The organism is Streptomyces sp. NPDC004539 (assembly GCF_040610055.1).
Lineage (GTDB): Bacteria > Actinomycetota > Actinomycetes > Streptomycetales > Streptomycetaceae > Streptomyces.
In genome coordinates, this window is the sequence record NZ_JBEXLS010000001.1 from 464,192 (window position 1) to 482,787 (window position 18,596).

The window sequence follows — 18,596 nt, forward strand, 5'->3', positions numbered from 1 at the left end:
CGGGCCCCGGCCGCCTCTTGGAGGGAGAGGCGGCCGGGGTTCAATCCTTGGAGTGACCCTCGGTGCTTGAGCGTCGGCCACCGATCGCCGTGTACACCGCGAGCCAGCCCGTGGCCAGACGATCACCCCAGGTGAAGACGGCGACGCCGGTGCTTTCGCCGCTCAAGGTGGTGGAGTGAGGGACGAGGATCTCCGCCGTCCTGCCGTCGGACACCTGGAACGCGGTGGCGGCTCCGTTCCACACCCGGATCGCGGAGCGGGGCGGAGCGAGGACGTGCGCAACGCCGCCGTCAAGGCTCAACTCACTGCCCGTGGCACGCTCCTGGAGCAGTGCCCGATAGCGATTGAGGGGGAGGGCGCAGTCCGCCGGGGGAACGGTACCGGTCCAGTCGGGGGCATCGATGCCCCGCTCCCGTGCGGCACGCCACATCCTCGGAACGAGCCGGGGTGCGAGTGGTGCGGTGGCCATGCGCTCGCACATCCACAGCAGCCGGCCCGAACCCCGGCCGGGTCCCAACGTCCGCCAGCGAATGCGCTGGGCCAGGTCGGAGGCGACGACAGCCACCCACGGATGGACCGTTCCCAGAGGTCCCTGTGCACCGAGCCACGCCAGGTAGCGCTGGGCTTCCTCCAGGATGCCGGTCATGGAGTCCACCGGGATACCGAGGACATAGCCGGGTCGGCCGCGGAAGAGTCGGGTGTGCTCGGCCGCCAACCACAGGACCGCTCGGGCCAGGTCTCCAGCGACGGGTTCGCCCTCGTCGTCGTCCTCTGTGCCGTCCGCCTCCTTCAGGACCCGGCGCAGCGCTGTCTTGGCGCGGTCGGTGAAGGGTGCCTGTTCCAGAGTGGGGAGGAGGGTACTCAGAACTGCGGCGAGCGTCTGTTCCGCGACGAGGGGGGCATCGGGGATCTGGATGGTCCGCAGTGCGTCGGCCAGTTCGTGGGCGAGGGTGACGTCGACCATGAAGCGGCTGGTCAACTGCCCCAGCGGGGTGGGTTCCAGCCGTGCCTCGTCGGCCGCCTCGCTCCGCAGGCAGCCGTTCTCGACGAGAGACCGCGCCGATTCATGAAGCGGTTCGACGCTGTCGTGTCCCTGATGGGCGGCGAAAGTGCTCTCCCACCACTGCTCCGCGTCGTCCAGAGTGGACAGTCGTCCTTGGACCACTTCGGCCAGCAGATGATCGGACAGGCACTCGTCCAACCGGGACGTCACGGTGTAGCCGGCGGCCAGCCGGGCCTGCCAGTGTGCTCGTTCCGCGGGGTCGGCGAGGAGGAACGCCCAGCCCTCGCGCTCTCCCGCGCCGATCCGGCCCGCCCTACCGAACATCTGCTGGACCATCGACACCTCGATGCGGTCCATGCCAACGGTGGTGTCGCTGACGACGACGGCCCGTGCGGGAAGGTTGACCCCGGCGGCCACGGTCGAGGTGGCGACCAGTACGTCCGCCTCACGGGCACGGAACGCCTGCTCGGCCTCCCGTTTGTAGGGCCAGTCCCGGTAGTGCAGCCGCACCCCGGCCTTGGTGCACAGCCGCTCCACGACCTCGGGGTCGTCCACGTCCGCACCGGCGATGGACACACCCCGGTCCCCGGCCAAGGCAAGAGCGGTCGACCGCACCCGACGCTTGCTCCCGCAGAAGACCAGAACACTCCCTCCGTCCGAGGTCACCTCTCGGGCCGTCCGTACCGCGGCTTCGGTGCGTACGGCAGCCCGCGCCGCCCAGTCCGCCTCGTCGACCGGCGGCAGCACTGGTACCTGCCAGCTCAGCCGGGTGGGCCGCCACGCCGTACGGACCAGGTGGGCCCCCAGCCACTCGGCGACCTCGTCGGCGTTGGCGACCGTGGCGGAGAGCCCCACGATCCGTGTCCCCTCGCTGTCGTCCCGGACCCGGGTGAGCAGCGCCTCCAGCACCGCTCCTCGAGTGGGATCGCCCAGCAGGTGGATCTCGTCGACCACCAGGCAGCCGACCTCCCCCAGTGCCTCCCGCTGCGACCCGGCACGGCAGATCGCCTCGAACTTCTCGGTGGTGGCCACCCAGACGTGGGCCTCCCTGATCAGTTCGGCGTCCACCGCGGCCTCCCCGGTCAACCGGACCACGCGCAATCCCTGCCGCCGCCACGCCTCCAGTTCCCGGTCGAGTTCGTCGGTGAGGGATCGTTGCGGCACCAGCCAGGCCGCCTTGTGCCCCCGGCTGTGGGCATCCAGCGCCGCGACCATCCCGATCGGGGTCTTGCCGGCGCCGGTGGGCGCCACCACCACGAGGTGCCCGCTTCCCTCCCGGACGACGGGGACGGCTGCCGCCTGTGCTGGGTTGAACGTCGGGTACGGCAGGAGGGCCGCCCACTCGGCGGGGACCAGTTCCGTGACCGGGACATGGCCGACCGCGCCGTCCTCGGGGAGCTCCTCCAGCGAGTCCCACTGAGCGGCGAAGGCGTCCCGCGCTGCGGCGGCCCAGGGTCCCGCCACGGGAACGGCACCGTTCGGGCCCACGGCGACCAGATCCGTACGACCACCCAAGTCGTTGACCGTGCCGACCTGTTCGGTCTCTCCCCAGTACCGGCTGACGCGGTGCGGCACCTTCCGCTCTGTCAGCCACGTCCGCAGTGCCCGGTGTTCTTCGCCGTACGGAACGATCACCCGCGCGTCGTCAGCTGCCGTGAGGGCCGCTTCGGCGGGACGCCATGCCGGGTCGGTGACCTTGTGCCAGAACAGCGCACTCGGCTCGGTCTGTTCAGGTGCGGGAAGGTCCTGTGGCCATACGGGCCCACGTACGTCCTTCGCCGGTGGCTGCGGCTGTCGAGGTACGTGAATCCGGGTCACCGGGGTCGGCGCCGACGCAGCTCCGTCCAGTTGGTCGTAGCGCTTCACTCCGAGGTCGGCGAGGGCGAACGCGGCAGGACAGGCCGCGCAGACGAGCGCGACGTACTTGTACGTCCGCCCCTGAGACTCGTACGGCTTGCGCAGCGCGTGCAGTTCGCCCTGGCAGGCCGGGCAGCAGTGGGTGAGTTCCTGGGCGTAGCTCCAGCCCGGCTCCGAGAACCGGGCTGGAAAGGGGCCGTCCAGCACGACGCCCCAGCGCTGCCACATCACGTCGGGTACGGACGTGTCCGTACCGGTCTCGCTGCTCTGCGTCATTCCGTCCGTACCGCTCATATCGTGACTGTGGCAGGTCTTGATCACCGGGCGCAGGGCGTTCGCGAAGAAGGGCCCGATCTCGCGGTGCTCAGCGTTTGGGCCGGAGCCAGTGCTGGATGTCCTCCCGGGGGACACTGCCGTCCTTGATGTACCAGAGCTTGTTGTCCCCGTCCCAATCGGCGTTCACCTCCTGCTTGGCCTCGTTCCTGCGCTCGTAAGGGACATTCAGATAGAGGCGGCCCCAGACGACGGCTCCCACTCGCGCGCCTTCTTCCTTGGCCGGGTTCTTCCTGCCACCACCACGGCCGGCCCCTCCCTGCGTCCCCCGGTACACCGGCCTCTCCATGCGGGCCTGGTCCATCACCTTCTGTGCCTGAGCACATGACTCGGCATCCTCCAGCCGCATCATGAGGTCGGTCGGGCCCATGCCCGCCAGCAGGTTGAGGGAGCCGTGCCACAGGACGGTGCCGTCCACGATGAAGACCTTCTCGTGCATGCGTTCCCGGAAGACGACCGTGCAGCCGAGAGACCTGAGGTGCTCGACGAGCGCCCGCTGCCGTTCTTCCGCCTTGCCTTCCTGCTGCTCCTCCGGTGAGCGCGTGTGGATCACGACCTCGACCCCGGCCGCGACCCGCTCCGCGAAGAGCGACTCCCACCGGCGTACCCGGGCCTGTGTCAGCAGGAAGGTGTAGATGTCGATACGGGTCCGGGCCCGTTCGATGTCCCAGCGCACGGCGTGATCGACCTGGTCGGCCGGGAAGAAGGCCGGGCGGGTCAGTTCCTCCGCCGGGAGCCTCGCGAGGTCGGCCGCGCTACGGATGGGGATCAGCTGGTCGACGGAGAGGGTCTGGGCGTGTGCCTCGACATGGTCGAGCATCACCCGGGCCTCGCTGTGCGGGGAGAGTTTCCGGCGCAGGAACTCCACGTCGGCGATCACGACCAGGTGGTCCTGGGCCCGGCTCAGGGCGACGTTCAGGAGCCGGCACGTCTGCGAGTCGAGGCCCGTGCCTTCGTAGAACCGGCCGAGGAGATCACTGGCGCCGGCCACGGTGTCCAGGACGACGAGCGGACGCTGGCTTCCCTGAAAGCGGTGGACGGTGGCGACGAGACCCTCGTGGTCGGTGCCGAATCGCTCGGTCAGGGTCTGTCTGAGGGCCGTCACCTGATCGCGGTACGGGGTGATCACCGCGAGGCGGTCCGTCGCCCGTTCACCCTGCGGGACGTCCTGCCATTTCCGGCCGGGCAGGACACCGTCGTACTGGAGACCTCGCACGAGTTCGCGGATGGCCGCCGCGTGGACGGGGTTGCTCTTGTGGCTGGCGCCACGAACACGGTGCTGTGACGTGTCGATCAGCAGGACGTGCGCGTCGACCAGGGTGTTGAAGGGGATACGGCTGACGTCGTCCCGGCCGGTCCGCAGCGGTGCGTCGGGGTAGGCCACCGCGTTCACCAGGTCGCAGATCGGCGCTCGCATTCGGTACTGGGTGTCGAGCGCGACGAGCCGGGGGTCCTGGAGGACGGTGCCGGCACCGTCGACCAGCCCAGCGGCCCGGAAGGGGTCGGTGGCGGCCCAGCGTCGGGCGTGGGCACGGTCGTCCTGGACCGTGGCTCGGTCGTCGACCGCCTTGGTGATGGCGGGCAGTTGGCGGAAGTCTCCGGCCGCGACCACACGTTTCCCGGCGAGGCCGGACACGTACCAGGCGGACGGCAGATCGACCATGGCCGCTTCGTCGATCACCACGACGTCGACGCGTTTGAGCAGTGAACGGGACTGGACGGCTTTGGCGACGGTGGTGCCGAGGACCCGGCAGTTCGCGCGCACCGCGTCGGTGACACGGCGCAGTTCCGCCTCGGCCTCTTCGATGTCCTTCCGCAGGGCCTCAGCCTGTTTCACCAGGTCCGCGCGGGACGGGAGGCCGACGAGGCCCGTGGCCCGGCGAGTGATCTCCGAGGTGATCCGGGCGATCGTGGCCTGCGCCTCCGCCCGGGTGGCTGTCGCGGCCTTCTGAACGGTCTCCGCGTCGGACGCTCTCCGCTCAGCCGCTCTGAACTCCGCGAGAGCGTTGTCGAGTTTGATCTGCTTCTGCTCGGCACGCCAGCCGGTAGGCGGGTTCATGGACTGGAGTCGGAGGGCCAGTTGTCCGGCGGCGCTCTGCGCCTCACCGTGCTCCTGGGTCGCCTTTCGTACGGCCTTGCCGGCCTTCTCGTAATCGCCACGTGCCGTGGCGAGGTCCTCCTCCAGACCCCTCAGCCGGTCGTACAGCGCGATGCCCGCCCGGGCGGTGGCGAGTACGGCGTTCTTCTCCGTGAGCAGATTCTGAAGTTGCGCGGAGAGGCGGGCGGCGATGCGCTCGGGGTCCACGTAGTCGCCGTAGCGGTCGCGCAACGACTCGACGTCGATGGTTCCGGCCCGCTGGACCAGACCGGCATCGAAGCCGCTGTCCCTGGCCAGCAGGTCGCAGATCCGTTCCAGCGCCTGGTCGACGGCGACCTTCGTCGGAGCGAGGAAGAGGACGGTGAGTCCCTGCCTGCAGCAGCCCTCGACGATGTGGGCGACCACGTCCGTCTTACCGGTCCCCGGCGGCCCCCACAGGAACATGACCTCACTGGCAAGGGCCTGCTCCACGGCCTGGCGCTGACGCGGATTGAGCTTCAGCGACGCCCAGTCGGCCACCCAGCGGCCGGGGTTCGTGTCGCGCGCGACTTTCGGAGCGCCGCGGCCGATCATCCACCCGGCGCTCTCCAGGCGTACCGGGTGGTTCTCCTCGCCGACCGTGGCCAGGCGTTCCGCGAGGACCCTCCAGGTGGCTGCCTGGTCCTCTCTGAGCTGCGCCTGGATGTTGTGCGATCCCAGGTCGGCCTCGGTGGTGACGCGGAGCGTGTTCTCCGTGAGCCGTGTGACGTCCGCCTGCGTCCAGCCTCCTCGCGAACGCGAAGCGCGGATCAGCAAGGGCTTTCCGGTCAGGACTTCGGGCCAGCGTTTGCACTGGAACGTGTACTCGTGACCCTCCCCCGTCCCCGGCGTCCTGCGGCCCTCGCGCAGGGACGCCTTCGGGTTGTTTCCACCGTCGCCGCGCAGTTCTGCCGCGACCTCCAACTGAGCTGCCCGGAGCAACTCGCCCGCAGGGTAGTGCTGCTCGGTCTCCGCCATAGGTGTCCCCCCGGATCCTTTACATGCGTAATGCATGTTAATCCGACCGCACCCGCCGACGTGCCAGAACTACGTACTGCCCACTCAGGGATCAGTCCGAATCCGCACCGTCGTAGTTGAGGCCGCACAGACCCCGGTGATACTCCAGAAACTCCTCGTCTATCGCGTGCTCGGCTTCACGGAACAGCTTGTCCTCGCTCTTCAGCTCTCCGTCCCTGCTGTACCTCACGTGCCACTCCTCGTCGATGTAGATGGCGAGTCCGTCGAACTCGACGTGGCAGTTGGGGCAGAAACACAGCAGGTTGGACAACTTGTCCGGGCCTTCATGGGGTCGTCCCAGGCCCTGGATGTGCGCGGCCTCGCTGTAGAAGTAGAACTGCCGCTCCACCCGGGTCCGGCACACCTGGCATCTGTTCTCGTAGATCTCCTTGACCCTTTTGGCCAGGCGTGGATCCCGGTCCGGGCGGGAGGTGTTCACCTGTCGGCGGCCCGTCCTTCCCAGGGATTCGTCATCGCCGGGCCGGTCTTCGGGTTCGTCACCCTCGACTCCGCTGGCGCTCGCGTACCCAGCGAGACCGACCAGGCTCAGGAGCGCGTCCTGATCGACACCCCGGAAGTGGACGCGCCGCAGCAGCCCGATCGCGTCGGCACGGACTCGTGGTTTCCGCAGCAATGCCTCGGCGTCCTTCCGCAGCCCCGCTCCGTTTCCCGACCCCTCGACGCCCTCGTCCGCGCCTTCGACGTCCCACACCCGGTTGTCGCGCAGCCTGCGGAATGCGTACTCCAGCGCCATCCGCTCACCCACGGGTGCCGGGCTTTCTTCAGGCGTCCCGTACGCGGCCAGGAGAGGACCCGCCTCCGCCGCGATCACATCGCGTGACGCGATCCGGTCCAGCCCTCGCGTCTGACGGCCGATGGCCCACAGCATCATGAGGGGCGCGTAGCGGGTCCGGGCGTCCGGAGTGCCACGGTCGAGGTCGGCCAGTGCGCCGAGGAGTTTGTCGCGGCTCAGCCTCGCCGTGGTGCGGGTCGTCCGACCGCTCTCCGGCGGGAGGGTGCCCTTCGATGCCCGCCACTCCTCGATCATGTTCTCGAGCAGCGGCAGGTGACGGCGTCGCTCCGCAGCGCGCACCAGCGTGAGGCTGCGCAGGGGTGGTGTCATCGCCAACGCTGTGAGAATGGGGGCGGCCTCCACCTTGAACGGTTCCACATCGCCGAGCGCCATGATGTGTTCCCAGGTCCTCTGGTCCTCGTCGACGCCCCAGACCGACTCTGCCAGCGCGGGGTTACGGAACAGACCCAGGATGCGAGCCCGGGCGACGAACATCTTGTCCGCGTAGAAGAGGACCTCGTCGCCGACCTTCTGTTCGCGCAGTGCGACGGCCTTGACGTGGCCCGTCGCCTGAGTGGGTGTGGCTCCCCAGAGTTTGGCCACGCCTCCGGGGAAGATCTTCTTCAGGGCCGCCTCATCCTGTCCGAGTACTTCTCGGTGTCCTTTGAGGGAGATCCCTTCTTCCACCGAGCGCTCGAAGTGTTCGAGACCACGCACCCTCGCACCGCCACGCGGCTGCAGCACCCACTGAACGGATTCGTCAGAACTCTGCTTGTCGTTCTCATTCCCCATGGTGTCCAGATTTTCATATCGTCAACGGCTGCGATTACCCGCTCCCGGGAATTAGCATAAATCCCAATGGCATCGCACGAACAAACCCCAACCCTGACATATCCGGCCCGCTCGCCTCACCGCTCCTCTTCGTCCCCATCCCCCACCCCGCTACGATCGGAGGGCTGCCTTTTACTGCCTGAGCAGTACCGATCACCACAGAGCGACACGAAGCGGGGACAGAAACATGCGGGACGGCCGGTGGATCACGGTCACCGAATCCGAGTTCCAGCATGAGCACCGGGGTCTGGAGGCGATCCGGGAGAAGCTCGCGGACAACGACCCCTGGCGGGCCTGGTCGAACTTCACCTTCACCGCGCACACCGGCCATGTCCGGGAGGTCGACCTGCTGGTGATCGCGCCGGGCGGGGTTCACCTGATCGAGCTGAAGGACTGGCACGGCTCGGTCGAGTCCCGTAACGGCACCTGGCTGCAGACGCAGCCCGGCGGCCGGCAGGTGCCGCACGGCAACCCTCTGCACCTAGCCAACAAGAAGGGCAAGGAGCTGGCCTCGCTGCTGCAGCAGAACGGCGAGCGGGTATGGGTCTCGGAGGCCGTCTGCTTCACCGACTCCTCGCTGCGCAACCGGCTTCCCGCCCATGACCGCAACGGCGTGTTCACGGTTCCCCAGCTCGTCGAGATGCTCAAGCAGCCTCCGAAGGACGACCACCGCCGGATCGACGCCCCGCGCTCGCGCCGGATCAAGGCGGCCCTGGAGCGCATCGGCATCGCTCGCAGCGACGCCGAGTACAAGGTCGGCCCGTTTCTGCTGAACCGGAAGGCGTTCGACTCGGGACCGACCTGGGCGGACTACCTGGCCCGGCACAGTGAGATGCCGGAGGCCGCGCGGGTCCGAATCTATCTGCGTGAGCGCGGCTCCGACGCCGAACTGCGAGCCTCCGTGGAGCGCGCGGCGCGGCGTGAGGCGGCGGTGCTGCGCTACTTCCGGCACCCCGGCGTCGTCCAGTTGAAGCAGTACGACCCGTCCGGGCACTCCGCGGGTCCCGCGCTGCTCTTCGACTTCGATCCGCGGACTCTGCGCCTGGACGAGTACCTCGTCCAGTACGGCGAGAAACTGGACATTCTCAGCCGGATGGCACTGGTACGGCAGCTCGCCGAGACCGTGCGGTCGGCGCACGGCCGGCGGATCTTCCACCGCACGCTGGCGGCCCACGCGGTCCATGTCATTCCGCGCGGCCGTACCCGCCAGGGCGACGGCGAGAGCGAGACCGACGCTTGGACCAATCCTCACCTGCAGATCTCGGACTGGCAGGTCGCCGTCCAGCGCAGCTCCGAACACGGTGAGCGGTTCGCGCCCACCACCTTCTCGCGGGCGGGCGCCCACCTGGCCGAGGGAGCGGATCCCTATCTGGCCCCGGAGCTGACCGCGCTCCGGCCCGACCCGGTGGCTCTGGACGTGTACGGACTCGGTGTCCTTACCTACCTCCTGACCACCGGCAGGCCGCCGGCCGCGAGTCAGGCCGAGCTGGTCGCCCAGTACGAAGCGGGCGAGGGGCTGCGTCCCAGCTCCGTCGTGGACGGCCTCTCCCCCTACATCGACGAACTGGTGCAGGCCGCCACCGCCTACGACGTCTCCGCCCGGCTGTCGTCGGTGGAGGACTTCCTGGAGATGCTCGAGGTCGTCGAGGACGAACTGACGGAACCCGCGTCGGCCGAGGCTCCCCGCCCGGCGGAGCCCGAGAAGGACCCCTTGGACGCGGTCGCGGGTGATGTCCTGGCCGGTCGCTGGGAGGTCAGGCGCCGTCTCGGTACGGGTTCCACGAGCCGCGCCTTCCTGGTCCGGGATCTGGCCGCGGACCCCGACGTACGTTTCTCGAAGTCCCTGGCGGTGCTGAAGGTCGCGACCTCGGAGAGCCGCGAACGGGTGCTGCGCCGTGAGGCGGAGGTGCTGGGGCAGCTGCGCCCCGACTCCCGGGTGATCCGCCTCGTGCAGCCGGAACCCCTGACGATCGGGTCACGCACGGTCCTGGTCATGGAGTACGTCGGCGACGAGCGCGAGGAGAGCACCGACCCGTCGGCGACGGGGACGAAGCGCCGCCGTAGGGAGGAGACGGTCGCCCGGCAGTTGCGTGAGTTCGGCCGCCTCTCCGTGGACCAGCTCGAGGCGTACGGCGACTACCTGTTCGGCGCGGTGGACTTCCTCGAGGGCGAGGGGGTGTGGCACCGCGACATCAAGCCGGACAACATCGCGATCCGCATCCGCCCGAACCGCACCCGCGAGCTGGTCCTGATCGACTTCTCACTCGCGGCCTACCCGGTGAACGAGACGGCGGCCGGTACGGACGGCTATCTCGACCCGTTCATCGGCACGCTCACCGACCGCTCGGTCTACGACGCGCACGCCGAGCGGTACGCCCTGGCCGCGACCCTGCACGAGATGGCCTCCCGTGAACTCCCGGTGTGGGGTGGCGGCAAAGTGTCGCCGCGCCAGACCTCCCCGGAGCAGGAGCCCTACCCCAGGATCGCCGCCGACGCCTTCGATCCGGCGGTGCGCGACGGTCTGGTCGCCTTCTTCCAGAAGGCGCTGCACCGGGACGCCGCACAACGGTTCGCCGACCTGAAGCCGATGCGGGACGCCTGGAAGAAGATCTTCCTGGAGATGGACGCGGCGAAGCCCTCGTCCCGACGCCCAGTGGCATCCGCGGAGGCCGACGCCGAGATCCCCGAGGCGGAGCAGGACAGCGCCGAGAAGCAGCGCGAGCGCCTGGCGGCTCAGGCCGACCGCGACACGCTCATCTCCTCGTCCGGCCTGAGTCCGGCCGCCGAGTCCTTTGTCTACGGCCTCGGGGTCAACACGGTCGGCCAGCTCCTCGACCACAGCCAGCGCCAGCTCGTCAACGCACCCGGCCTCGGCGCCAAGACCCGCAAGGAAGTCCTGACCCGCATCAAGCAGTGGCGGCTCAAGCTCGCCGAGCAGCCCGCCGCACCGCTCACTCCTGAGGGCCGCAAGGCGGCGAAGGAGGAACTGTCGGCGGCGGAGGCCGCGGTGGCGGACGCGGTGACGGTGAACGGCGGCACGCCGCCGGAGCGTGCCCTGCGTAGCGTCAGCCTCGACACGCTCGCCACGGTGTTCGTCCCGCCGCTGCGCAAGGACCGCTCGAACCACAACGAGTGCGAGATGGTACGGCTGCTGCTGCGCCTGCCCAACGAGCAGAACGTGGTGCCGTCCGAGGTCGGTGTCTGGCCGAAGCAGAAGGACGTCGCGACGGCGTTGGACCTGTCCGTCGGCCGTATCCCCCAGATGCTGAAGACCCAGCGCACCCGCTGGAAGAAGCACGCGGCGGTACGAGCCCTGCGCGCCGAGATCCTGGAGCTCCTGCGCGGTCTGGGCCGGGTCGCGTCAGCCGCCGAGATCGCGGACGCGCTGACCGTGCGGCGCGGCACCCTGCTCCAGGAGCGCGAGCAGCGCCGGGCGCTGGCGCTGGCCGCTGTACGGGCGGTGGTGGAGGTCGAGCAACTCGTCCCGGACGAGGCCGAGTTCCGCCACGCGCCCAACCGGGACGCGGACGACGAGAGCATGGGGGCGGGGCTGCTGGCGCTGGAGGTGGCCGCCGACGACTCTCCCGAGACGCCCTCCGCACCAGGTCTGCTGCACTACGCCCAGAGACTGGGCCGTATCGCGGACAGGCTGGCGGACCTCGACACGCTGCCGACGACGGCGACCGTGGTCTCCGAGCTGGGCGCCGTCCCACCCCCGAGCACGACCGTGCAGTGGGACGACCGGCGGATGGTGGACATAGCGGTAGCGGCTTCTCTCCGCGCGGCGGCGACCCCTCGCCTGGAGATCTACCCGCGCAAACTCTCCCTGGTCCGCGCGCTGCGTCTCACCCAAGCCGGTCTGGTGCCGTACATCCCGGGCGTGCCGGAGAACGAACAGCCGGGGCTGACGGAGGCCGACGTCCACGATCGGGTACGAGCCCGCTTCCCCGAACTGCTGAACGAGCGCGGCGACCGGACCCTGCCGAAGGAGGGCGCCCTGACGAAGGCTCTGCGGGACGCCGGCTTCGACCTGGCGCTGTCGACCCGCAAAAGCACAGGCACTCGGCGCTATCTGCCGCGGAGCCAGGGCGGCGTGTCCGCCTACCTCTCATCCGACGGCCGACGCCAGCCGACCGGCACCGTCTCCGCACACCGCTTCTCCGACGACCCCGACCTCGCGGCGGCGGGCACGGCCGAGGACCGTCTGAGGGCGTCCGCGCGCCGGGACGGCTTCCGCGTCCTGACCGTCCCGACCGAATGGACCCGGGACGCGATCGACGAACTCGGACGCGACGACTTCGCGGGCGGGGTTGTCGTGGTGTCGGTGGCCGAGCTGTTCGTCCAAGCCCTGCACGAACTCGTCGACCCGCGTCCCAGGCCCAGTTGGGAAACGGTGCTGCGGGCGGACGTGGCGATCCCCGGTTCGCCGGGGGCGATGAAGTTCGCCGAGTACTCGGGGACGGCATGGGGTCTCGTCGAACCCCGGATCAGCGGCCTGCTGGCTCCGGGAGAGTCCGGGTCTCCGCTGCTCCTGACCGACGCCGGGTTCCTCGCCCGGTACGACGCGATGGGTGTCCTGGACCGGCTGGCCGAGCGGTCCCGGTCCGGCGGACGTCCGCTGTGGCTGCTGTGCCCGCAGAGCGATCCCGCCCGGCCGCCGCGCCTGGGTACGGTGGCAGTGCCGTACCAGGCAGGGTTGGGCGAGTGGATCGTGCTCAACGAGTTCTGGGTACGCAACGCCCACCGCTCAGAAGCTTCGGGTCCGTCGCGGCTTTCCGCAGCGGACGACAGTGTGGCCGCCGGCCCACGGGGATGACGCGCCGAGCGCGCGTGTGGTTGTGGATGACGACAGGAGACGTGACCAGGTGATCGACCGCAAGGCCAAAGCGCTGCTGACCGACCTGATCAAGCGGGTGAAGGCACTCGAGGTCGACCTCGGCCAGCAGGTACGTGACGGCGAGACCGTCCTCAAACCCCTGCGCACGGAGTACGGCAAGCTACCGAAGGCCGCGCCCGGAGACGCCGTCAAGTGGGACGCCTGGCTGGAGGAACGCCTGGCCGAACTGCCGGACGAGCGTGCCGAACGTATCCGAGCCGCCGAATCAGTCGCCGGCCGACTGCGCGCCGAGTACGACCAGGCGTTCAAGCTCGGCCGTACGGGGGCGACGTGGAGCGCCTGGCTCGACGAACGCGTCACCCAAGTCGCCGTCGCCTGGGTGCTGGGCACCGTCTTCGTCCGCTTCTGCGAGGACAACCTCCTCATCCCCGAGCCCTACCTCACCGGCCCCGACACCGAGCGCCGGGAGCTGGCGGAGGCTCGGTACCAGCAGTACGTCGCCGAGGACCCGGACCCGACGTACCGCGGCTGGCTGGAGCGGGCCTTCACGGAACTGGGCTCCGGCCAGGCCGGCAAGCTGCTGTTCGACCCTCGCCGTAATCCGCTGTACCAAATCCCCGTCTCACACGACGGGGCTCGGGCGCTGGTCGAGTTCTGGCGGGAGCGGCGCGAGGACGGGGAGCTTGTCCACAACTTCGCCGATCCGCTGAACGCGGACGGGACCGAGGGGTGGGACACGCGGTTCCTCGGCGACCTGTACCAGGACCTGTCGGAGGCCGCCCGGAAGACGTACGCGCTGCTCCAGACTCCCGAGTTCGTCGAGGAGTTCATCCTCGACCGCACCATGAATCCTGTCGTGCGCGAGATGGGCGGGGAGTTCGGCAAGCTGAAGATGATCGACCCCACGTGCGGGTCGGGCCACTTCGTGCTGGGCGCGTTTCGGCGGATGGTGAAGCTTTGGGCTGATCGGGAGCCTGGGCGGGATGTGCATGAGCGGGTTCGGGATGCGTTGAACTCCGTCCATGGGGTGGATATCAATCCGTTCGCTGTGGCTATCGCTCGGTTCCGGTTGCTGGTGGCGGCTATGGCTGCGGCGGGGGTTCGGACGTTGGGGGAGGCTGGGCGGTGGGAGTGGCCTATTCATTTGGCTGTGGGGGATTCGTTGATTAAGGAGCGGCAGCTTGAGTTGACGTTGGGGGGTGAGGAGGTGGGGGATCCGCTGGCGGAGTTTTCTTATGCTACGGAGGACTTGAATAATTTTCCGGGAATTTTGGAGCAGGGGCAGTATGACGTAGTCGTGGGGAATCCTCCTTACATTACAGTCAAGGATAAGAGCCTCAACAAACTATACCGAGAGCTATACAAGTCCTGCACAGGCACGTACGCCTTGACCATCCCATTCGCGGAGCGCTTCTTCCAGCTCGCAAAAGTTGGGAAAAATAACGGCCGGGCATACGGAATGGTAGGTCAAATTACTGCAAACTCTTTCATGCAGCGCGAATTCGGAAAGCAGCTGATTGAAGATTACTTCGCACACAAGGTCGAACTGACGGAAGTAATTGACTCGTCCGGTGCCTACATTCCCGGACATAGCACCCCTACTGTCATCTTGATCGGTCGCAGGAGATCAGGAAACCAAAGATCAGCGACAGTCAGGACTGTACGCAGCATCGAGGGAGAATCTGCTACACCTCCAGCAGGAAAGCTCGGTCCCGTCTGGAATTCAATTGCCTCTCAAGTAGACAATCCAGGCGCCCCAAACAAATGGATCTCTGTCAGTGACCTAGAACGCAATCGGTACTTCAACCGCCACCCGTGGGTTCTCTCTGCCGGCGGGGTCGAGATGCTCGAGCAGCTCACCAAGGCACTCCATCACCGAGTCGGCCAAGTAGTCGAACCGCCAATTGGGCGGGCAATCAGAGCCGGGGCAGATGAGGCGTACATGCGCCCACTGCGAGGAAATTACCGCACAATCGCTGATCGCCGAGCACTTCGCCCCCTCATGACCGGAGAGATTGTACGAGATTGGGGAGCAAATCCAAAGGAAGCGATTTGGTTCCCTTATGCAGAAGAAATCAATGAGCCCGACTTCGAAATGGAGCTGTGGCCCCTCAAGAGAGTTTTGGAGTCGCGACGGACATTCCAAGGAAACATGGCCGACGCGGGCCTCAAGTGGTGGGATTATATGCAGTATACCGCATCCGCCTACACTACCCCGCTCTCAATTTCCTTTGCCTTCATCTCGACGCATAACCACTTCACCTTGGACAGGGGCGGGAAAGTATTTAATCGTCACGCTCCAGTTGTAAAACTCCCAAAAGACTCCAGCGAGGAAGAACACTTTAAGCTGCTCGGAATCTTCAATAGCTCAACTGCGTGCGCGTGGCTCAAGCTGGTCAGCTTCTGCAAGGGGAATGCCACTGCGGCAAGCGGGATGCCTGATCAGGCATGGTCTTGGAATTACGAGTTTACGGGATCCAACCTGATGGAACTCCCCTTGCCTAAGGGATCGGTTGCACATCTAGCCGCCAGAATTGACACCCTTTCCCAAGAGATCGCGGAAATCAGTATCACCTCCCGAGGGACACCAACCACAGACAGCCTGCGCGAGGATAAGAGAAAATGGGAACATGCACGCGCACAAATGGTAGCCCTACAAGAGGAACTGGACTGGAATACATACAGCCTCTATGACCTCAACTCCGAAAAAGCTCTCGCTAATAATCTCGAGATCCCCTACCTCGCCCCAGGAGAGCGAGCATTCGAGATCCACCTTGCACGTCAGGTAAAGAAGGGTGAGTTGACAACAAAATGGTTCTCCCATCACGGTCACAAGGTCACTACCCAAATCCCTGACGACTGGCCAGATTCCTATAAGAATACCGTTCGAAAAAGAATCGAGATCATCGAAAAGAATAAAGCAATCGGAATGATTGAGCGTCCCGAATACAAACGTCGCTGGGCGAGTGAAGGCTGGGATTCCCTCCAGGAGAAGGCACTGCGCGCATGGCTACTCGACCAAGTTGAAGCCCATGAGCTCTGGTATCAGGAAGATAAGCCAACCATACTCACTCGTGCTCAGCTCACGTCCGCACTCGAACTCAATGAAGATTTCACCTCTGTCGCCAAGCTGTACGAGCCTCACAAGGAAGTTGCGACCGTCATCGCAGACCTTCTTACCGATGAGCACGTACCCTTCCTGGCTTCATTGCGCTACAAGCCCATCGGCCTGAAGAAACGCGCCGATTGGGAACGCGTCTGGAACCTTCAGCGCCAGGAAGACGCTGCCCCAGACGAGCCCTCCAAGCGGAGAATCCGGGACTCCATCCCCGTGCCGCCGAAGTATGCCTTGACCGACTTCCTCAAGCCCTCTTACTGGCGCGCCCGTGGAAAGCTCGACGTGCCGAAAGAGAGGTTCATCTCCTACTCCACCGGCCCAATCTCCGGCACTCCGGACCTGTTCGGCTGGGCAGGCTGGGACCACCGTGAGCAGGCTCAGGCGCTCAGCACGTACTTCACGAACCATGACGAGCTGTCCACCGAACAGATGACCCCGCTGCTCGCCGGCCTCCTCGAGCTTCAGCCCTGGCTCACCCAGTGGCACAACGAGTTCGACGCCCTGTACGGCGGCTCCCCCGCAGCATTCTTCGCAGGGTATCGAGCAACCAAGCAAGGTGAACTCGGCCTGACCGACGACGACTTGCGGGCCTGGCGGCCTGGGAAAAAGTAAGCCAAGGGCTGGATCGATCCGGTGTGTCCTCCGTGACTCGGAGATGTCGTCGAGTCACGGAGGACACACCAGTGTCAGCCACTCGGTTGTGTCCCGTACAAGTTGAGGCCGACCGTGGACAGATCGCCACCAAGTTCAGCAGGCAGCGGCACTTCCTCCCCGTACTTTCCGTGGACCACACTCCGATACTGATCTTCGCCAGGGCGGCCGAACAACGACCACGTCCCCGTCCTGGGGTCGATCTGCAGCAGAAGAGAAACGCCCGCCGCCGCGTACCAGGCGGTCTTCTCGTTGATCCCCTTCAGTCGCTCGTTCGGCGAGATAACCTCTACGGCCAGTTCGACCGCGTCGGCATCCAGAAGCCAGCCGTCGTCGTCCCGGAACGCACGGGGTCCAATGGTCAGGTCGGGAGTTGCGTAGTCATCCGAATCACCCGGCATCGGCACGGACACGTTCTCGAACGCTTCGTACGAGGCCGCGAGGCCGGGACGAATCGCGTCACGCAGGTCGATGATGATCCCGGCGTGCTTGCCGCTCGGGCTCGGGGACATCAAGAGTGTTCCTCCGATGATCTCAACACTCATGCCCGTGGCGTGCTCGATGCTCTCTGCGGCTTCGCGCAGGTGTCCTCGGCGCACGGGAATGGGGGGATGAGCTGGGGTACTCACAGTGCACCTCTCGTTGCCTGGCTGAACTCCACGGAGAACATCACAACGCTCACGCGACGTAGTTTTCACTGTACGGGAGAGGCCGAGACGGAGACTTCCAGAGATCGACTGGATGACTCCGGGAACGGCCCCCATCCACCTGCGCTCATCAACACTCCGGCGGTCTGTCGTCCTTCCCCTCCCGAGCGGAAGGCACACCACCATCCCGGACCATGAACGGCTCGCCCGCCCGCACACGTAGCGCCGGGCCGTCGTCCAACCCCAGCACTACGGCGAGTCCGCCGGTGGCAAACGGCTCCATGCGCACTGCACGAACGGCATGCCACTGTCCCCACACCCGCACGTACTGACCGGTCCGCACCGCGATCGCCGCAACCTCCCGCCCCTCGGGCTCGGCCACGATGTCCGACGCCTTCAACTCAGCCCAGACCGTCTTCCCGATACCGCCCTCCCGCTCCGCGACTCCCCAGCGGTGGGCCAACGCCTCCACGAGCAACAGTCCACGCCCACCGACCTCTTCGTTGCCGGGCTTCTGGACCTCGGGCGTGCCCGAACCCGCGTCGCTGACCTCCAACCGCAGCAACCCGTCCGCCAGGAAGCGCGCGATCCGGACACCGACCTGCCGGTCCCTCGGCACCCGGACCCTCAGGGCGTTGGTGACCAGCTCCGAAAGCACCAACTCCGCCGTCTCCAGGACGTCTTGGCTGACTCCCCACTCTCCGAGCACGGCGTGCAGGGCGGCTCGGGATCTCGGCACGGTGCGGCTGGCGCGGGACATGCGGAAGGTGACTTCGTTCGGGTCCGAGGTTTCTGCCATGACGCCCCCTGAGGGTCGATAGCTGATGATCAAGTCGCCATGCTGCGGGGCCAGTTACCGGTGAGGCCCCCACAGCATGACGCAGCATATAAACTGGCGCAACATTGCATGGAGCCTTTCGGGTTCGTTTCACTCTTTCGAGCAAACGTCACCCCCAACAGCCCTCACCTCTGGTAGGAGTCGCACATGCCCACTGTGAAACCGTCCACCGTGCTCGGGCGTCAGCTCGGCGACGAACTCCGCAAGTGCCGCGAGGCCGCAGGCGTATCCATGGCGGGAGCTGCGGAGTTGCTCGACTGCACCAAGGGGAAGATCAGCCGGATGGAGAACGGACACGTCCCCGTCCGCACGCCTGACCTGACCGCCCTCATGCACGCGTACCGAATCGAGGACCCTGAAGTTCGCGACCGCCTCACCGCCATGGCCCAGCGAGCCAACAGGCGCCGACGTGAGGGCTGGTGGCACCAGTACAGCTCCGTCCTGGGTGACTCGTACCGCGATCAGATCGAGCTGGAGGCCATCTGCGACAGCATCCGGTCATACGAGGCGCAACTAATCCCCGGCCTCCTCCAGACCGCTGAGTACGGCCGAGCG

At 66.8% G+C, this 18,596-nt stretch carries 8 protein-coding genes; 3 read left to right on the forward strand and 5 right to left on the reverse strand.

The window, feature by feature from the left end:
- Positions 1–40 precede the first annotated feature (40 nt).
- From ABZX85_RS02035 to ABZX85_RS02045, 3 genes are all read right to left on the reverse strand, one after another.
- On the reverse strand, positions 41–3,154 hold the full coding sequence (locus ABZX85_RS02035) for a DEAD/DEAH box helicase (protein ID WP_355861660.1): 3,114 nt from the start codon (positions 3,152–3,154) through the stop codon (positions 41–43).
- 70 nt (positions 3,155–3,224) lie between these two features.
- A complete protein-coding gene (locus ABZX85_RS02040) occupies positions 3,225–6,287 on the reverse strand; it encodes an AAA domain-containing protein (RefSeq protein ID WP_355861662.1) in 3,063 nt (1,020 codons plus the stop codon).
- Positions 6,288–6,378: 91 nt separating this feature from the next.
- Positions 6,379–7,911, reverse strand: a complete 1,533-nt coding sequence (locus ABZX85_RS02045) for an HNH endonuclease (RefSeq protein ID WP_355861664.1) — start codon at positions 7,909–7,911, stop codon at positions 6,379–6,381.
- A 226-nt stretch (positions 7,912–8,137) separates the two neighbouring features.
- Between ABZX85_RS02045 and pglW the strand changes: the two genes are divergently transcribed.
- Positions 8,138–12,766, forward strand: a complete 4,629-nt coding sequence (gene pglW, locus ABZX85_RS02050) for a BREX system serine/threonine kinase PglW (RefSeq protein ID WP_355861666.1) — start codon at positions 8,138–8,140, stop codon at positions 12,764–12,766.
- Positions 12,767–12,815: 49 nt separating this feature from the next.
- A complete protein-coding gene (gene pglX, locus ABZX85_RS02055; protein WP_355861668.1) occupies positions 12,816–16,517 on the forward strand; it encodes a BREX-2 system adenine-specific DNA-methyltransferase PglX in 3,702 nt (1,233 codons plus the stop codon).
- Positions 16,518–16,591: 74 nt separating this feature from the next.
- Here pglX and ABZX85_RS02060 read toward each other — a convergent pair whose 3' ends face one another.
- Both ABZX85_RS02060 and ABZX85_RS02065 read right to left on the reverse strand, forming a co-directional pair.
- On the reverse strand, positions 16,592–17,101 hold the full coding sequence (locus tag ABZX85_RS02060) for a Uma2 family endonuclease (RefSeq protein ID WP_355861670.1): 510 nt from the start codon (positions 17,099–17,101) through the stop codon (positions 16,592–16,594).
- 232 nt (positions 17,102–17,333) lie between these two features.
- A complete protein-coding gene (locus ABZX85_RS02065) occupies positions 17,334–18,002 on the reverse strand; it encodes an ATP-binding protein (protein ID WP_355861672.1) in 669 nt (222 codons plus the stop codon).
- 186 nt (positions 18,003–18,188) lie between these two features.
- On the opposite strand from ABZX85_RS02065, the gene ABZX85_RS02070 reads away from it, so the two are divergent.
- Positions 18,189–18,596: Scr1 family TA system antitoxin-like transcriptional regulator (locus tag ABZX85_RS02070; RefSeq protein ID WP_355861673.1), on the forward strand; the 408-nt coding region annotated here is incomplete at its 3' end.